This window comes from Bradyrhizobium zhengyangense, assembly GCF_022012555.1.
In the GTDB taxonomy this organism is placed as follows: Bacteria; Pseudomonadota; Alphaproteobacteria; order Rhizobiales; family Xanthobacteraceae; genus Bradyrhizobium; species Bradyrhizobium zhengyangense.
Window position 1 is genome coordinate 834,534 of sequence record NZ_JAKLTZ010000004.1, and the last position, 14,435, is coordinate 848,968.

Annotated in this window: 15 protein-coding genes; 4 read left to right on the forward strand and 11 right to left on the reverse strand. The window is 62.3% G+C overall.

Features of this window, described 5'->3' with window-relative positions:
- Positions 1-69: 69 nt before the first annotated feature.
- The 3 genes from L6639_RS19470 to L6639_RS19480 are packed head-to-tail and all read right to left on the reverse strand — an operon-like array spanning position 70 to position 2,777.
- Complete coding sequence (locus L6639_RS19470) at positions 70-909, reverse strand: bifunctional allantoicase/(S)-ureidoglycine aminohydrolase (RefSeq protein ID WP_237863233.1); 840 nt, start codon at positions 907-909, stop codon at positions 70-72.
- 2 nt (positions 910-911) lie between these two features.
- Positions 912-1,418, reverse strand: coding sequence for an ureidoglycolate lyase (locus tag L6639_RS19475; protein ID WP_237863234.1), 507 nt, complete (start codon positions 1,416-1,418; stop codon positions 912-914).
- 24 nt (positions 1,419-1,442) lie between these two features.
- Positions 1,443-2,777: a C4-dicarboxylate transporter DctA gene (locus L6639_RS19480; RefSeq protein ID WP_237863235.1), complete on the reverse strand. Its 1,335-nt coding sequence runs from the start codon at positions 2,775-2,777 to the stop codon at positions 1,443-1,445.
- Positions 2,778-2,982: 205 nt separating this feature from the next.
- Between L6639_RS19480 and L6639_RS19485 the strand changes: the two genes are divergently transcribed.
- The 3 genes from L6639_RS19485 to tcmP all read left to right on the forward strand — a co-directional run bounded on the left by L6639_RS19485 (position 2,983) and on the right by tcmP (position 6,061).
- The gene (locus L6639_RS19485; protein ID WP_237863236.1) at positions 2,983-3,879 is read left to right on the forward strand and encodes a LysR substrate-binding domain-containing protein; all 897 of its coding nucleotides are present in this window, start codon (positions 2,983-2,985) and stop codon (positions 3,877-3,879) included.
- Between the two features lie 324 nt (positions 3,880-4,203).
- Positions 4,204-5,046: a hypothetical protein gene (locus L6639_RS19490; RefSeq protein WP_237863237.1), complete on the forward strand. Its 843-nt coding sequence runs from the start codon at positions 4,204-4,206 to the stop codon at positions 5,044-5,046.
- 55 nt (positions 5,047-5,101) lie between these two features.
- Positions 5,102-6,061: a three-Cys-motif partner protein TcmP gene (tcmP, locus tag L6639_RS19495; protein ID WP_338076545.1), complete on the forward strand. Its 960-nt coding sequence runs from the start codon at positions 5,102-5,104 to the stop codon at positions 6,059-6,061.
- Here the strand turns inward: tcmP and L6639_RS19500 are convergent.
- Entirely contained in the window at positions 6,017-6,760 is a 744-nt protein-coding gene (locus tag L6639_RS19500) for a DUF5131 family protein (protein WP_237863238.1), read from the reverse strand. The two genes, tcmP and L6639_RS19500, sit on opposite strands and share 45 nt — an antisense overlap.
- A 146-nt stretch (positions 6,761-6,906) precedes the next feature.
- Here L6639_RS19500 and L6639_RS19505 point away from each other — a divergent pair, with 146 nt between their 5' ends.
- On the forward strand, positions 6,907-7,224 hold the full coding sequence (locus tag L6639_RS19505) for a hypothetical protein (RefSeq protein ID WP_237863239.1): 318 nt from the start codon (positions 6,907-6,909) through the stop codon (positions 7,222-7,224).
- A gap of 49 nt (positions 7,225-7,273) precedes the next feature.
- Here the strand turns inward: L6639_RS19505 and L6639_RS19510 are convergent, their stop codons facing one another.
- From L6639_RS19510 to L6639_RS19540, 7 genes are all read right to left on the reverse strand, one after another.
- Positions 7,274-8,461, reverse strand: a complete 1,188-nt coding sequence (locus L6639_RS19510) for an ABC transporter permease (RefSeq protein ID WP_237863240.1) — start codon at positions 8,459-8,461, stop codon at positions 7,274-7,276.
- Positions 8,462-8,465: 4 nt separating this feature from the next.
- The gene (locus tag L6639_RS19515; RefSeq protein WP_237863241.1) at positions 8,466-9,626 is read right to left on the reverse strand and encodes an ABC transporter permease; all 1,161 of its coding nucleotides are present in this window, start codon (positions 9,624-9,626) and stop codon (positions 8,466-8,468) included.
- On the reverse strand, positions 9,623-10,333 hold the full coding sequence (locus L6639_RS19520; protein ID WP_377802979.1) for an ABC transporter ATP-binding protein: 711 nt from the start codon (positions 10,331-10,333) through the stop codon (positions 9,623-9,625). The genes L6639_RS19515 and L6639_RS19520 overlap by 4 nt, the downstream gene beginning before the upstream one ends.
- A 19-nt stretch (positions 10,334-10,352) precedes the next feature.
- Positions 10,353-11,183, reverse strand: coding sequence for an efflux RND transporter periplasmic adaptor subunit (locus tag L6639_RS19525; protein WP_237863242.1), 831 nt, complete (start codon positions 11,181-11,183; stop codon positions 10,353-10,355).
- Positions 11,184-11,473: 290 nt separating this feature from the next.
- Positions 11,474-12,622 carry an AraC family transcriptional regulator gene (locus L6639_RS19530; protein ID WP_237863243.1) on the reverse strand — a complete coding sequence of 383 codons (1,149 nt, stop codon included), beginning with the start codon at positions 12,620-12,622 and terminating at the stop codon, positions 11,474-11,476.
- Positions 12,623-13,055: 433 nt separating this feature from the next.
- On the reverse strand, positions 13,056-13,595 hold the full coding sequence (locus L6639_RS19535) for a 4-hydroxylaminobenzoate lyase (RefSeq protein WP_338076550.1): 540 nt from the start codon (positions 13,593-13,595) through the stop codon (positions 13,056-13,058).
- A gap of 136 nt (positions 13,596-13,731) precedes the next feature.
- A complete protein-coding gene (locus L6639_RS19540; RefSeq protein WP_237863245.1) occupies positions 13,732-14,373 on the reverse strand; it encodes an HD domain-containing protein in 642 nt (213 codons plus the stop codon).
- Between the last annotated feature and the right edge of the window lie 62 nt (positions 14,374-14,435).

Below are 14,435 nucleotides of genomic sequence, written 5' to 3' on the forward strand. Positions count from 1 at the left end.
GGACTGAGCAAGCCGGATGCCAGAAACAGGCGGCATGAGCGCAGACGTGAGCCAGCGGCCCACGCGACATCAGATCAGCGGCGCGCCCTGCCGCAGGTTCATGTGCCGGTTGACGTCCTTATACAGGAGATAGCGGAACCGGCCGGGGCCGCCGGCGTAGCAGGCCTGCGGGCAGAATGCGCGCAGCCACATGTAATCGCCAGCCTCCACTTCCACCCAGTCGCGATTGAGACGGTAAACCGCCTTGCCTTCGAGGACGTACAGCCCGTGCTCCATCACGTGCGTCTCGGTGAACGGGATCGTTGCCCCCGGCTCGAACGTCACGATGTTGATGTGCATGTCATAGCGCATGTCCGAGGGATCGATGAAGCGCGTGGTGGCCCACCGCCCGTCGGTATCCGGCATCGGCACCCGTGTCATCGAGTCTTCGTTGGTCACGATCGGTTCGGGGTCGGCCAAACCAGGCACGCGCTGGTACAGCTTGCGAATCCAGTGCAGCTGGGCGGAGCCCGTTCCACGATTGCGCAGGCTCCAGGTGTAACCGGGCGGCACATAGGCGAATCCGCCGGCCTTCAGCTCTCTGTCCTTGCCCGCCAACTTGAGCGTGATTTGCCCGCCCGCGACGAACAGCGCACCCTCGGCGTCCTTCTCGGGCTCGGGAATTTCGCTGCCTCCATTCGGCCCGATATCCATCAAGTAGTGAGAGAACGTCTCGGCGAAGCCGGAGAGCGGTCGCGCCAGCACCCAGACACGCGTGTTGTCCCAATGCGGCAGATGGCTGACGACGATGTCGCGTTGCACGCTGTTCGGAATGACGGCGTAGGCGTTCGTGAAGACGGCGCGGCCGCTCAGGAGATCCGTCTGCGGCGGCAGGCCGCCCTGCGGGACGTGATAGGTTCGCGATGACATCGTCAGGCCTCGTGGTGGTCAGGCATGAGATCGAGCTGCATGGTCTCGTCCGGCCAATATTCTTCGAGATTGTTGCCGTCGCCCTTGCGGTCGACGACGAGGAACGGGCTTGCGTCCTTGAGCACCAGCAGCGGATGGTGCCAGCAGTTGCGCGCATAATTCACGCCCTGATGGCCCCTCGCCGCGAATGCCCGATAGCTCGCCGCGTTGCGCGGGTCCGTGCAAACGACGACCAGCCAGTCCGCACCATTGAGCGGCATGAACAACTGGCTTCCCAGCGGATGGCGCTCCATCAGGCGGATCGCAATCGGCGCAGGACGCAACGAGGCGACAAACCAGCTGATATTGGTCTGTCCACCCTCCGCGCTGACATCGATCTTGGCGAGGTCGTTGAAACGCTTCGCAAAGCCCTGGTTGATCGAGAGGGGGATCGCCCCGTCCGTTTCGATGACCTCGCCGAACGGCGCGAAGGCCTGCTTCGTCAGGGGCTCAATCGAAATCGCTGCCATTGCCAACCTCAACCGCTCCTGCGCTCAAAGCGTTTGCAGGCCCGCGACGGGAGCGGCCGTACCATCTGGCTCGACCTGCAACACCTCACCTGAAGGAACGATCTCGCCGTTCAGGATGCGATGCGCCTTGGCGCGATCGAGGTCGCCTTCCCACGAGGCGACAACGACTGTCGCAACGCAGTTTCCGACATAGTTGCCGAGCGCGCGAGCGATACCGATGAACCAGTCGACCGACAGGATCAGCACCAGGCCAATCGCCGGGATGGCCGGAATGGCCGACAGCGTCGCGGCGAGGACAACGATCGCCGAGCCGGGGACGCCATGAGCGCCCTTGGAGGTGAGCAACGCGACGCCGAGGATCGCCAGAAGGTCGCCCATGGCGAGCGGCGTGTTGGTCGCCTGCGCAATGAAGACCGCCGCCAGGGTCAGATAGATCGAGAAGGCATCGAGGTTGAACGAGTAGCCGGTCGGGATGACGAGGCCGACGGTCGATCGCTTGATTCCGAGCAGCTCGAGCTTGCGCATGGTCTGCGGCAGCACGCTGTCGCCGGCGGCGGTGCCAAGCACGATCATCAGCTCCTCGCGCAAGTACGCCAGCAGCTTGAACAGGCTGAAGCCGGACAGACGCATGATCGATCCGAGCACGATCACCACGAACAGCACCACCGCCAGGTAGAACAGCCCAACGAGGCCGCCGAGCTGCTTGAGCGAACCGATGCCATACTTCCCGACGGTGAAGGCAATCGCACCGAACACGCCGATCGGAGCGAGCCGGACCACGAAGTTCATCATCTTGAAGATGATCTCGTTGACGCGTTCGATGAAATCGACGACCGGCCTTGCACGCTCGCCGCACAATGACACTGCGCAGCCGAACATGATCGAGACGATCAGGACTTGCAGGACATCGCCGGAGCTGAACGCGCCGACGATCGTTCCGGGGATCAGCTTCATCAGGAATTCGGAGACGCCGCCGCCGGCGACCTGGGCCGCGGTCTGGCTGAAGCCGCTGAGCGCCTTGGCATCGAGCGTCGAGGGATCGATGTTCATTCCGGCGCCCGGCTGAAAGTAATAGGCCAGCGAAATGCCGAACACCAAGGCAATCGTGGTGACGATTTCGAAATAGAGCAGCGAGCGGATGCCGACCCTGCCGACCTTCGAAAGGTCTCCGGCCGCCGAAATGCCCTGCACCACGACGCAGAACACGATGACGGGCACCAGCATCTTGATCAGCTTGATGAAGCCGTCACCGAGCGGCTTCATCTGCAAGGCCGTGTCGGGATAGGCCATGCCGAGCGCGATGCCGAGCGCGAGTGCAATGACGACCTGGAAGAAGAGTGATTTGAAAATCCTGGGCATGGCTTTCCTCGCTCAAAGGGCTGGTGTCGGTCTGGCTTGGTCGGCGGCTGAAGCCTTTCGCCATTGTTGTCGTTGGCGGCGCGACGCCGCTGCGTGCAGGGCCACCCGCCGCTTGCAGGGCGGACGACGGCTGCATCGGTCATTCGTTGACCAGGTGCGACATCAAGTCCAATATATAGAACGACACGATTGATAGGGTTTCGCTATGGATCTTCGCCAGGTCAGGTACTTCATCGCGGTGGCCGAAGAGCGCAGCTTCACCCTCGCCGCCCGGCGGCTGAACCTGTCGCAGCCGCCACTGAGCCAGCATGTCCAGGCCCTCGAGGCAGAGCTCGGCACGCCGCTGCTCTACCGGACCAGCCGCAAGGTGGAGCTGACGCAGGCCGGCGAAGCGATGCTGCTGCGCGGCCGCGCCATCCTGCAGCAGGTCAAGTCAGCGGAAGACGAGGTGCGCTCGATCGGCGCCGGTATGGTCGGAACGCTGGATCTCGGCGCGACCGGCTCCATCCTGCGCGGTCGTCTCGCGGAGCTGTTGGCGGCCTACCGGCAGGTCGCGCCGTTGGTGAAGATGACCGTGTACGAGCAGGCACCGGCGCGACAGATCGCGGCCCTGCTCAACCGCACCACCAACATCTCGCTCATCCGCGGCGTTCCCACCGAGCGCGACCTCACCAGCAAGCTGGCATGGCGGGAAGAGGTCGTTCTCGCCGTCCCCCGCACGCACCCCTTGGCAAAACGCAAGCGCGTCGCGCTTGGCGAACTGGCGTCGGAGGATCACGTCGTCCTCGACCCCGACAGCTCCGATTTCGCGCGCCATGTGCAGACCTGCTGTGTCGATGCCGGCTTCCTGCCAAAAGTATCCCAGCAGGTCGTCGACGCGCAGTCGATCCCGAGTCTGATCGCGGCCGGCTTCGGCGTCGCGCTGGTGCCGCAGTCGATCGCGCGTTTCACGACAGCAGACATCGCGTTTCGTCCGATCAGGCCGTCACCGCCGGCTGCCGACGTGTTCCTGGTGTTCAGACAGGACGAGACGTCGATGGTGGTGCACAATTTCATCAAGCTGGCGCTGCGGTATCTGGGGCAGCGGAAGAAGCCGGGGTAAGGCGTAAGGCATGGCGCTTGGAAGGGACCGCGCGCCGGCTGGGGTCACGCGCTTGGCACGCTTTCGCAGGCCTTGAAGCGGATCAGCCGTCAGATTTACGGAGTTCGTGCGGAGCTCTCAAAGAGTGATGCCCAAGGCAGAGCCCAAAAGATTCATTTAAGGCATTGATAATATGCATATTATCGTGGACGCTGCGGCGCCCTACCAACAACGATACCAACAATCACGAACGCTGGCGGAATTTTCGGCGGGGATAACGTAGCGGGAGCACGCGCGGCGCCGCGAGGCTCAGTCTATTGTCGCGACACAACCGAGGCACGCGGTATGCGCGAAATTAAACTAGCGACTGCACAGTTCGGTGCCGCGATTGCGAGCTTCATGGTCGGATTTGTGAAGCTCTCCGTGAGCAACGGCGTTGAGCGCGCCGACTGTGCCGGGTCGGGAACGCTCGTAAGCGTTGGCGGCGTTCGCGGTATCCTGACCGCCGCACACGTCCTTGAAAATTTGCCGGACAGAGGCCAAGTGGGGATCGTCGATTTTCTGGGCGAAACAATCCACTACCGTAAGCGGCTCATCGACATGGCCGGTGCCAAGAAGATCAAGATCGGCGGCGAAAACGAAGCGGCGGATGGACGAGATCTTGGCTTCCTCAGACTTCCGCAAGAAGCCTTGGGTTGGTTCGGCGGCCTTAATTCTTTCTATGATCTCAAAACGCACCGCGACGACCTCAGTGAAGTTCATCCCCCGGCACCACATCACGTTCATGCTGTCGTGGGATTGATTAATGAGCGCACGAAGGACTTGCCGGCCGATAGGCCGGGCGAACGCCGAGCCGGGTTCGAAGCGGTCTTTTCAGACGGGGCTATCGTTAAGACAGAACGTAAGAACGAATTCGACCTGATTGAGTTTGCGCCCAAAGTATATCCTGACACCAACCTGCCTAGCAGTTTTGAGGGAACGAGTGGCGGAGCACTCTGGCGGATATTCTTCGATATAGATCAAGATCAGGCAAAGGTTATCGCCAGCCGGTTGTGGGGCATTCCGTTCCAGCAATCACTTCCATCCCAGGCCGGAGTTCGAACGCTGACCTGCCACGCCATTACTGGCGTATATGGCACGCTGATGGATTTGATAACAAACGAGTGGCCTGAAGAGAGTACCCGCTGATCCGCGCTGCGACGCGAGCGCTAGGTCGCAACAGAAATCTAACCAGCGGTTCGGCATGCGTGCGATTTTGAAACTTGAAGCCGACTTCATATTGAGGATCATAGTGGGGGGCTGCATGCCAATAGACCATGAATTCGGCGGTCAGCATACAGAACTAAAACTGTCCATCGTTGAGGGCTATCTCAAAGCTTTCACAACCGCATTGCGGCCCCATTTTCAACATCTATGGTACGTGGACGCGTTCGCGGGCACCGGAAGCAGAACCGTGCGGACAGAGCGCAGAGGCGCAGACTTGGTCGAGATGCCCGTTGAGGAAGCGATTGAACGCCGCCGTGGTTCAGCGCAGATTGCGTTGGACGTGCAGCCGACTTTCGACTTTCTCGTCTTTATTGAGAAAAACACCAACTACATTTCGGCGTTAAATGATCTAGTCGCCAAGAACCTTCAACGGAGAATCGTTATTGCCGAGGAAGACGCGAACGCCGCGCTGAAACGCCTCATCTCGAACAACAGTTGGAGAGATAAGCGGGCCGTCGTGTTCCTTGATCCTTATGGGATGGAAGTCGAATGGTCCACCCTACAAGCACTTGCATCAACGCAAGCTATTGATGTCTGGTTTCTGTTTCCTCTGGCTGGTCTTTTTAGACAAGCGACAAGAAAGCTCACTGACATCGATGATCATAAGCGCGCCGCTCTGACTAGGATGTTCGGCTCAAATTCATGGGAGGCAGAACTGTATCCTGACGGCGATCCCGACATGTTTGGGATGCTGCCGGAGCGACGACGGGACCTCGATCCAAAGGGACTAGAGCGCTATGTCCAGGCTCGATTGAGCGAACTTTTCGGCGCCGTGCTGAACCCATTGGCGTTGCCGATCGATCGATCGCCGCAGATGTTCTCGCTGTTCCTATGTATATCGAATAGGACGCCGGAGGCGATTGGCCTTGCAAAGAGGATCGGCAATCATCTGTTAGACCCCAAGAGGCATCTCATCGTACGTTCGTCCGCGCAGTAGTCGACCGGTTGCCTTCTTGTTCTTGCCGCCCCACTGCTTGAAGAAAAACGCTGTGCCGTAGCGCCGGCACATGGCTTCGACCTCATCCACCCACTGCGCATCCATCGGGCGAGAGCGCGGGCCGCTCTCGCCTCCGACGATCGCCCAATGAATTTCTGACAGATCGGCGCCGGCGACCGAATTCAGTAGTGGCTCGAATGAGATAAAGCGCACGACCGAGCGCACGCGACGCAGGTCATCGATGCGACCTAGATAATCGGCATTCTCTACGCTGGTACCGAGCCAGACGTTCGGGAGGACCGAAAGCGCCGCGGTGACGTCGGCCATGCGATCGGGACGTTTGGTCAGGATTTGGTAAGTATGCTGCGGCGTCGCCGCCATCGTCGACCAGACTTCAGCGACGAACTCGGGCGGAACATCGTCGTGGAAGAGATCGGACATCGAGTTAACGAAGATCTGGCGAGCCTTACGCCACGTCTTCGGAAGCTCAAGGGTCTTGCGATCGAGAAAAAGCTTGCCAGTCCAGATAGTCCTCTTCCCGCTCCTGCGGGTCAGCCCACGATACTTCTCAACATCCATGGCTTCAAGGCGAGCGGCCATTCGCATGGCATAGCAATTTGTGCAGCCGGGCGAGAGAACGTTACACCCAGCGACTGGATTCCACGTGGCATCAGTCCACTCGATCGAAGTATCGGCCATTGCGCCTCTCCGCGAAACCGGAAACCTCGCAAAATACCGTTAAATAGTCCTTTCCGTGGCGACGCGCCCCTGGCGCTGGCGCGATTGTAAAGGCCCGTCGACCGCACCTTGGCACGCTCGCCTATGATTGGACCAAATCATCTGGATTGGAAGCGCTTTCAACCCGACAACGACGCCATCAAGGCGATCCTGAAGGGGAGCGCGGTGTTGCTGGTTGCCTCGAGCGTTCTAGACTAGGCGGGCTCTGCTCGGTTCTCGGCGGCTACGTTTCGGCGCGCATTGCCAGGCATGACGAGGTGCTGAACGGTGCACTTGCGTCCATTCTTTGCGTTGGTCTTGGGATCTACGCCGCGGCCCGCGGCACCGGCCACCTTTGGCTCGACATCCTCTATCTGCCGCTGGGCCCCGCCCTCGCCGCACTCGGCGGCTACCTGCGATCGCGGCAAGCGGCGACGGCCGGTTGATGAGGACTTGGTGGCTCAAGGGAGGATGGCGCGCGGCGCACTTAGACCATCACCCGTAGAGCCCGGCGACAATCGGCATGCGGGCAGCGCGCAGGGCGGGAAACAATCCGCCGAACAAGCCGACTGCGAGCGCGAGCAGCAGGCCCTGGCCGATCAGGCGCGGGCTGAGCTGGAAGTTGAAGACCACCTGGCTGAAGCTTGCGCCCATGGTCGAGGCGGTGAAGCCGTCAAACACCAGATAGGTGGCTGCGGCGCCGATCACGCCGCCGATCGCAGCCAGGATCAGCGACTCCACCAGCGTGCCGACGAACGCCGAAAAGCCGCCGAACCCGATGGCGCGCAAGGTCGCGATCTCGGTCGCCCGTGCCGCGACCGAGGAGTACATCGTGTTGAGCGCGCCGGCGAGCGAGCCGAACGCCATCGCGATCGCCAGCGGCCAGCCGAGCTTCTGGATCAGGTCCGAAGTATTCGACGCCTGCTGGGCGAAATAGGCGGCCTCGGACATCACGTCGAGCTTGAGACGTGGATCGTTGTCGCTGTACGCGCGCAGTGTCTCGATCGCCGCCGGACTGGTGAGCCGCGCCCGCACGGTCTGGACGGCGCCGGTGCGCTTGAACAGGCTCTGCAGCACCGGCAGATCGGCCCATATCTCCGATTCGAACACGCTGCCGTCGGCGGCGAAGATCCCGACCACCGTCCACCGCGTGTTGTTGAACGCCACAGTCCGGCCGAGCTCGAAGCCCTCGAATTCCTTGCCCAGCGCCCTGCCGACGATGATCTCGTTGCTGCCCGGATTGAACATCCGGCCCGCGATCATGACGACGCCACGACGCAAGCCGGGGCCTTGCGGGCCGAGGCCGCGCAGCGGCAGGCTCGCCTTGGTCCCGGTGCTGCGCTTGATTCCATTGACGGTCAGATAGAGCTCGCCCGACGTCTGCGGCTTGCCGTCGGATCCCTTGGCAATGCCGGGACCGTCCTCGATCAGCCGGACCTGGTCGCGCAGGACGACGCTGTTGATCTCCGAAACCGCGCCGCTGCGCAACACGACGGCGATATCTTCCGCTCCGGAATCGGCGATGGTGCGCCTGAAGCCGTTGGCCATGGAGAGGAATGCCAGGAGGACCGTGACGACGAGGCCGACCGCGATCACCGTCGCCAGCGACAGCCACAGGCGCTGCGGCAGGCTCTTGAGATTGATGACGGTGACCGCCAGGATCTGCAGCATGATCGAGCGCATCGCGTCAGCTCCGTCCGAGCGCCGTGACGATATTGAGGCGCATCGCGTTGAGCGCCGGCACCAGGCCCGTGATGATGCCGAACACGACCATCAGCCCCACCGCCGCCGCTGCGATATCGGGGTAGAGCGACAGCGTCGGAACAAAGCTCATCAAGCTGTCCCGCACCCGCGTGATCAGGAGCAGCGCGACGCCGAGGCCGGGCAGGCCGCCGAGCAGCGCCAGCAGGATCGATTCGCCGAGCACCATGCGCAGGATTCGGCCGCCGGAAAAGCCCAGCGTCTTCAGCACGCCGATTTCGCGCGTGCGCTCGCGCACCGTCATCACCATGGTGTTGCCCACGATCATCAGGATGGTCAGGAAGGCCGCCCCGACCACCAGCTCCACGATCAGCGCGACGTTGCCGAGCTGGGCGGCGAACGCCTTGTTGAAGGCCTTCTCGCTGTCGGTCGTCGTCTCGTAGGGAGAATTGGCAAACATCCCGTCGATGGCGTCGATCACGCGCTCGTTCGCGGCCACGGACGTGGTGCGCAGCGCCAGCCAGTTGATCAGGTCCTTGCCGAACGAGCGGGTCTCGTTGAAATAGTCGTAGCCCATCAGCATCACGTTGGTGTCGGCCTGCGGAATGCGGGCGGTGAAGCTGCCGACGATGATGAAGTCCCAGGCGTGCGAGCCGCTCCTTTGTGACCAGATGCTGCTCGAGATCGGAATATGATCACCGACCTTCCAGCCCCACTTCTCCATCATGCGCGCCCCGACCAGAACGCCGGTTCGCTCGCGGATGAACGCGGCGCGAACCTCGGGTGCAAACACGTAGTCGCTGTCGCGAAGCTTCATCCAGTTCTCCGGATCGACCGCAAAGGCAGCGATGAAGTTCCTCGGCTCCTGGTAATAGCCTCCGAACCAGCTGAAATGGGTGATCTGGGCGACGCCGTCGATGGCGGCGACGCGATTGTAGTAGGAGATCGGCAAGGGTTGGGTGAAGTTGATCTTGTTGAGCACCACCAGGCGGTCGGGCGTGGCGCGATCCTGCCCGGCGTTGAAGGCGCGCTCGAAGCTCGCCAGCACGCCGAAGATCGCAAACGCGATCAGGATCGAGACCATCATCAGGATGGCCCGCAATTTCCGGCGGAACAGATTCTTGCGGATCAGGACCAGATCGTTCACGCCACAAGCTCCTTTTCGATGAAGTGGCCCTTGTCGAGATGCAGCGATCGCTTGGCGTATTGCGCCGCCGCCGGATCGTGGGTCACCATCACGATGGTCTTGCCGAGATCGCGGTTGAGCACTTGCAGGATCGACAGCACCTCGTCGGCGGTGGTGCGATCGAGATCTCCGGTCGGCTCGTCGCACAACAGCAGCGCCGGATCTGAGACGATGGCGCGCGCGATGGCGACGCGCTGCTGCTGTCCGCCCGACATTTCCTTGGGATAATGCTTGACCCGATCGGCGAGCCCGACCACGCCGAGCGCCGTCTCGACCCGCTGGCGCCGCTCCTTGCGGCCGAGCCGCGTCAGCAGCAGCGGCAATTCGACATTCTGCGCAGCGGTCAGCATCGGCATCAGATTGTAGAACTGGAAGATGAAGCCGATATGGGATGCGCGCCAGCGCGAAAGCTCGCTCTCGGACAGGCGATCAAGGCGCTCACCGGCAACCTCGATCTCACCGGCGTCGGACCGGTCGATGCCACCAAGCAGGTTGAGCAGGGTGGTCTTGCCAGATCCCGACGGCCCCATCACGGCGACGAAATCGCCGCGTGGAATGGCAAGGTTGAGACCATCGAAGATGGTGATCGTCTCCTTCCCCTTGGTGAAACGCTTGCACAGATCGACGATGTCGATCATCGGGTCGATCGGATCGGTCGGCGATAACATGGGTGTTGCTCCCGCGTGCTTAAGGGGAATCCGACCGCGCCGCGGCGGGCGCGCCGTCGTCCAGGAATGTCACCTTGATCGCCATGTCAGGCAGAATGCGCGGATCTTTCAGGTCCATGCCGACACGGACCTTGACGGTCGCCTTCTCGCGATTGGCGGTTGGCACGATGGCGATGACGGCGCCAGGGATGCGCCAGTCCGGATAGGCATCGAGCACGGCTTCGACGCGAGTGCCGGCATGCAAGCGGCCGATCGAGGCTTCGTTGACGTCGACCTCGATCTCGATCGAGTCCATGTCGACAATGGTGCAGATGCCGGTGCGGGTGAAGCCGCCGCCGGCCGACAGCGGCGAGATCATCTCGCCCGGTTGCGCGCTGCGGTCGACCACGACGCCGGCGAACGGCGCGCGGATCCGGTGCTTGCCGAGCACCTCGCCGTAGCGCTGCGCCTCGAGCCGCGCTGCCGCCAGTTGCGCTTCCGCCTGGTGGAGCTGAGCCCGCAGCACGCCGGCTCTCGCCTGCGCCTTGGTCAGATCGGCCTCGGTGGCATAGTTCTTCCCGGACAGCGTCTGGGTTCGATTGAGGATTCGCTCGGCGTCGGCGAGGTCAGCCGCAATGGCGGCCACGGCCGCTTCGGAAGCCTCGGCGCGCGCCTGTGCCAGTGCGTAATCCTTGTCGGCCAGGACATCGTCGAGCCTGGCGAGAACCTGGCCGGCCTGCACCACCATGCCCTCGTCGACCAGGAGCTCGACCACCTTGCCGGTGACCTCGGCCGCGATCGTGGCCTTGCGGCGCGCCACGACGTAGCCGGACGCAATCAGGCTGCCCGTGCTACCAGGCGGAACCGCCACACTCTTCTGAACCGCATTATCGGACTGGACAACCTGGGGAGACGGCCTCTCGACGGCGGGTGCCTGCGCCGGCTGTATCGGGCTGCCGAGCCAAAGCACCGCGCCGCTTCCCACGACGATCAGGGCGATCAATATCCCGGTGGCCGGAAGCAGCCATCGTCGCGGCCGCGACGAAGGCCCGGCCGGGGGAGACCGTTCGATCGTGAGCGAGCGGAGCGATCGCGTCCTGTCATCCATCTCCACAGCTTGCCTGCTCCGGCGAGCTCGCTCTCGCCCGTTACAGAATTCGGCTAGCCGATTTTCAACGGGATTGGCCGATTCTGAAGTTTTTCGTCGTTTTCCAATGCGATGGCTGCCGACCGGGCAAGTGCGTCACGACGGAATTCGGTCGGCGTCAGGCCGATCTCGGCCTTGAACGCACGATTGAACGGACCGATCGACTGGAAACCGGCGTCCATGGCAATCGTCAGCACCGCGACGTCGCGTTGACTCGGATCGGACAGCGCCGCCTTGGCCTCATCGATGCGATAGCGGTTGAGAAAGGCGTTGAAGTTGCGATAGCCGAGACCCTCGTTGATGGCCTGGCGGAGCCGGTATTCCGGCAAGTCGAGCTTGGCCGCGAGGGCGCCGATGGTGAGGCCTTCCTGCCGATAGACCCGTTCGACCGTCATCAAGATGTCGAGCCGGCGCAACAGCAGCGACGCCGTCGCATCGCGACCGCCGTCGGCCGCCCTGATCGGCGCCGCGCGTTCCGCAGTTTCGGACGCAGGTGCCGCGGCCATCGCGACGACAGCGGGAATGGCCGGCGGCGGATGGAACAGGGCCCATCCGGCCAGTGCCGCGATCGCCAGCAGACCGGCTGACGTAGCCAAGCTGCCTGATATGCCGACGCTGTCGGCCGAGATCGACGTCAGGTCCGGGACGGACAGCATGACCACAATGAGCAGCGCCAGGATCAGGACCGCGAGCCGCAGCCGGCGCCGACCGGCAACGAGGTCGGTCTTCCACGTTCTGATCGTCTGCACGGCTGCGGAGAGTGCCAGGATGATCGCCAGGATCGACATCGATCGAACGCCCGCCTTGGCGAATATCGGCCATGTCGTCCATTTGAAGATCACCGAGAACCAGACGCCGACAACGGCCAGCCACAGGGCGCCATGCCAGCGCCGAACCACGAAATCGTCGTCGAAACTCGCACGCGCCCATAACCATACGAGCACCGGATTGGCGCCCAAAACCGGCATGATCCACCAGACCGTGGCCTTGGGCACGAACGGTGCCGTCACGATCGCGTAGAGCGCGCCCGAGGCGGCCATGGCGACGCTGAGCCATTTGATCGTATCCAGCGGGCGAACACGCCCCAGGGTCACGACCACCATCATCAGGAAGAGACCGGCAACTGCGCCGCGCAGGCCGAGGTCAAGTGCGGTGGCTTCCATGCTGTCCGCGATTCCCACCGGCGAAGCCCAAGATGTTGCACAGACGTTGCGCGAGCCGACGGATTGTTGTCATCGAAGCGCCGCTCGGCAACTCAAGTGCAGACGCTACAACCTGGAGAATAATCGGACGGGCGTCCTGGAGCAAACCAGCGATGCGAGGGAGCCCATCCAGGGCAGCGCGTCTTCGCCAAAAGGCTTCGCCGGGCAAGCTTCACGGCTTCGCTGTGAGGGAGATCAGAATGGCCGCGCCAAGCGTAGCTTCGAGAGCCATGGTGCCCAGGGAGGGAATCATACGCAGTCACCGACAGGAGGAACCGCTCTTTGTGCTCAGTATGATGGTCTGATGCGTGGGACCATGGCAGAGGTTGGCTACATCCCGACCCGCACCGGATCGCGGGGAGCCCCGCCTGGCTGGCGATGTGCTGTGCGATGATCAGGCGGGAGCCTTGAAATCGTATGAGATGCGTCCAGCCGGCAGGTAGAACAGAGCGATAACCGCGCCGCCCCTGACCTCTGGATAGTGCCTGCTGCCCGGATCGGGTGCCGTCCAGCCCGGTCCCTGCCATCCCTGCAATCCCTTCAACTCCGCCCCCTTGTTCAGGGGCACGACGAGGTTGAGCTCGCCATAGGGATGGCCGTGATACTGGCCGCGCAGCACGTCGTGGTCATCTTCGTCCTTGAAGCGGCGCGGATCAGCGCTGTTCATGTAGACAGCGGTGATGCTGAACTGGAAGGTCTCAGTTGTCGGCTCCAGGATGCGGCTGCGCCGGTAGTTCGGGCCGTCCACCTCCTGGTTTGCCGCCCATCCCTCCTCGACCCCGATCTTGATCAGGCGGGCGAGATGGCGATAGAGCGCGCTATCTTCCCCATATGTTGTGTTGAGCCAGCGCTCCATCTCCGCGCCGGGTGTCATGTCCTTGACTTCCCGGAGAAACGTAATGCTACGCTGGATGAGTTCTTCCCGGCTTCCCATGGTGATCTTCCTCATCGACTAAGTTTTACACTTCGAATCCCTGAAACGTGGCGAACGCATCAGTATCCGGCTCGTGGCATCAATGTTTCCCGTCCCTCGATCTTGGCCGACGGAGATGCCGTACCCAAGGAGGGGATTAGTTCGGCCAAGCTGAGCCAAGGATGATTGAGCAGAAGTTCTGACGGACATAGTTCATGTCCTTCAGCGACAGAACGTCGGCCTTCACGTTTCCGAACGCCGTCAGCGGCTTCTTGATAATTCCGTTGGCGAAGTGATCGATGATGTTTTCCTTGAAATTCGGCTCTCGCGGATGATGAACGCAGACATGGTCGCGCTGTTCATGCGTGAAGTCGTGATAGGCGATGCCGAGCACGTCCATCTCCACGCCAGCGGTCACCAGCGCGATGGTCGGGCGCATATGCTCAGGGATTCCGGGCGTGGTGTGGAGCGCGATGGCAGTCCAGACGTCCTCGATGTCACGCTCGGGCACGCCGTAGCTTTTCATGAATTTGCGGGCGGCGTTGGCGCCGTCGACCTCGAAGCGCAGATCGGGGCTCGAATATTTCTCGGTGAGGCCCATGTCGTGGAACATGGCGCCGAGGTAAAGCAGCTCCGGGTCGTATTTCAGCCCGCGGCGCTCGCCGGTAAGCGCGCCCCACAGGAATACACGGCGACTATGGTTGTAGAGCAGGTCGTCTTCGGTATCGCGCACGAGCTGCGTGGCCGCGCGCGCGATGGCGCTGTCAGGCGCGCGAATGCCAGCGATGATTTCGGACATGGAGCAATCTCCTCAGGTGGATAACGGGCTGGTGCTTGTCGGGATTAGGCAACAGGGCTCTG

Bases quoted from the DNA above. Each gene is read 5' to 3' on its own strand.
- L6639_RS19470 (WP_237863233.1), bottom strand. From the start codon at position 909: ATGTCATCGCGAACCTATCACGTCCCGCAGGGCGGCCTGCCGCCGCAG.
- L6639_RS19475 (WP_237863234.1), bottom strand. From the start codon at position 1,418: ATGGCAGCGATTTCGATTGAGCCCCTGACGAAGCAGGCCTTCGCGCCG.
- L6639_RS19480 (WP_237863235.1), bottom strand. From the start codon at position 2,777: ATGCCCAGGATTTTCAAATCACTCTTCTTCCAGGTCGTCATTGCACTC.
- L6639_RS19485 (WP_237863236.1), top strand. From the start codon at position 2,983: ATGGATCTTCGCCAGGTCAGGTACTTCATCGCGGTGGCCGAAGAGCGC.
- L6639_RS19490 (WP_237863237.1), top strand. From the start codon at position 4,204: ATGCGCGAAATTAAACTAGCGACTGCACAGTTCGGTGCCGCGATTGCG.
- tcmP (WP_338076545.1), top strand. From the start codon at position 5,102: ATGCGTGCGATTTTGAAACTTGAAGCCGACTTCATATTGAGGATCATA.
- L6639_RS19500 (WP_237863238.1), bottom strand. From the start codon at position 6,760: ATGGCCGATACTTCGATCGAGTGGACTGATGCCACGTGGAATCCAGTC.
- L6639_RS19510 (WP_237863240.1), bottom strand. From the start codon at position 8,461: ATGCGCTCGATCATGCTGCAGATCCTGGCGGTCACCGTCATCAATCTC.
- L6639_RS19520 (WP_377802979.1), bottom strand. From the start codon at position 10,333: ATGTTATCGCCGACCGATCCGATCGACCCGATGATCGACATCGTCGAT.
- L6639_RS19530 (WP_237863243.1), bottom strand. From the start codon at position 12,622: ATGGAAGCCACCGCACTTGACCTCGGCCTGCGCGGCGCAGTTGCCGGT.
- L6639_RS19535 (WP_338076550.1), bottom strand. From the start codon at position 13,595: ATGGGAAGCCGGGAAGAACTCATCCAGCGTAGCATTACGTTTCTCCGG.
- L6639_RS19540 (WP_237863245.1), bottom strand. From the start codon at position 14,373: ATGTCCGAAATCATCGCTGGCATTCGCGCGCCTGACAGCGCCATCGCG.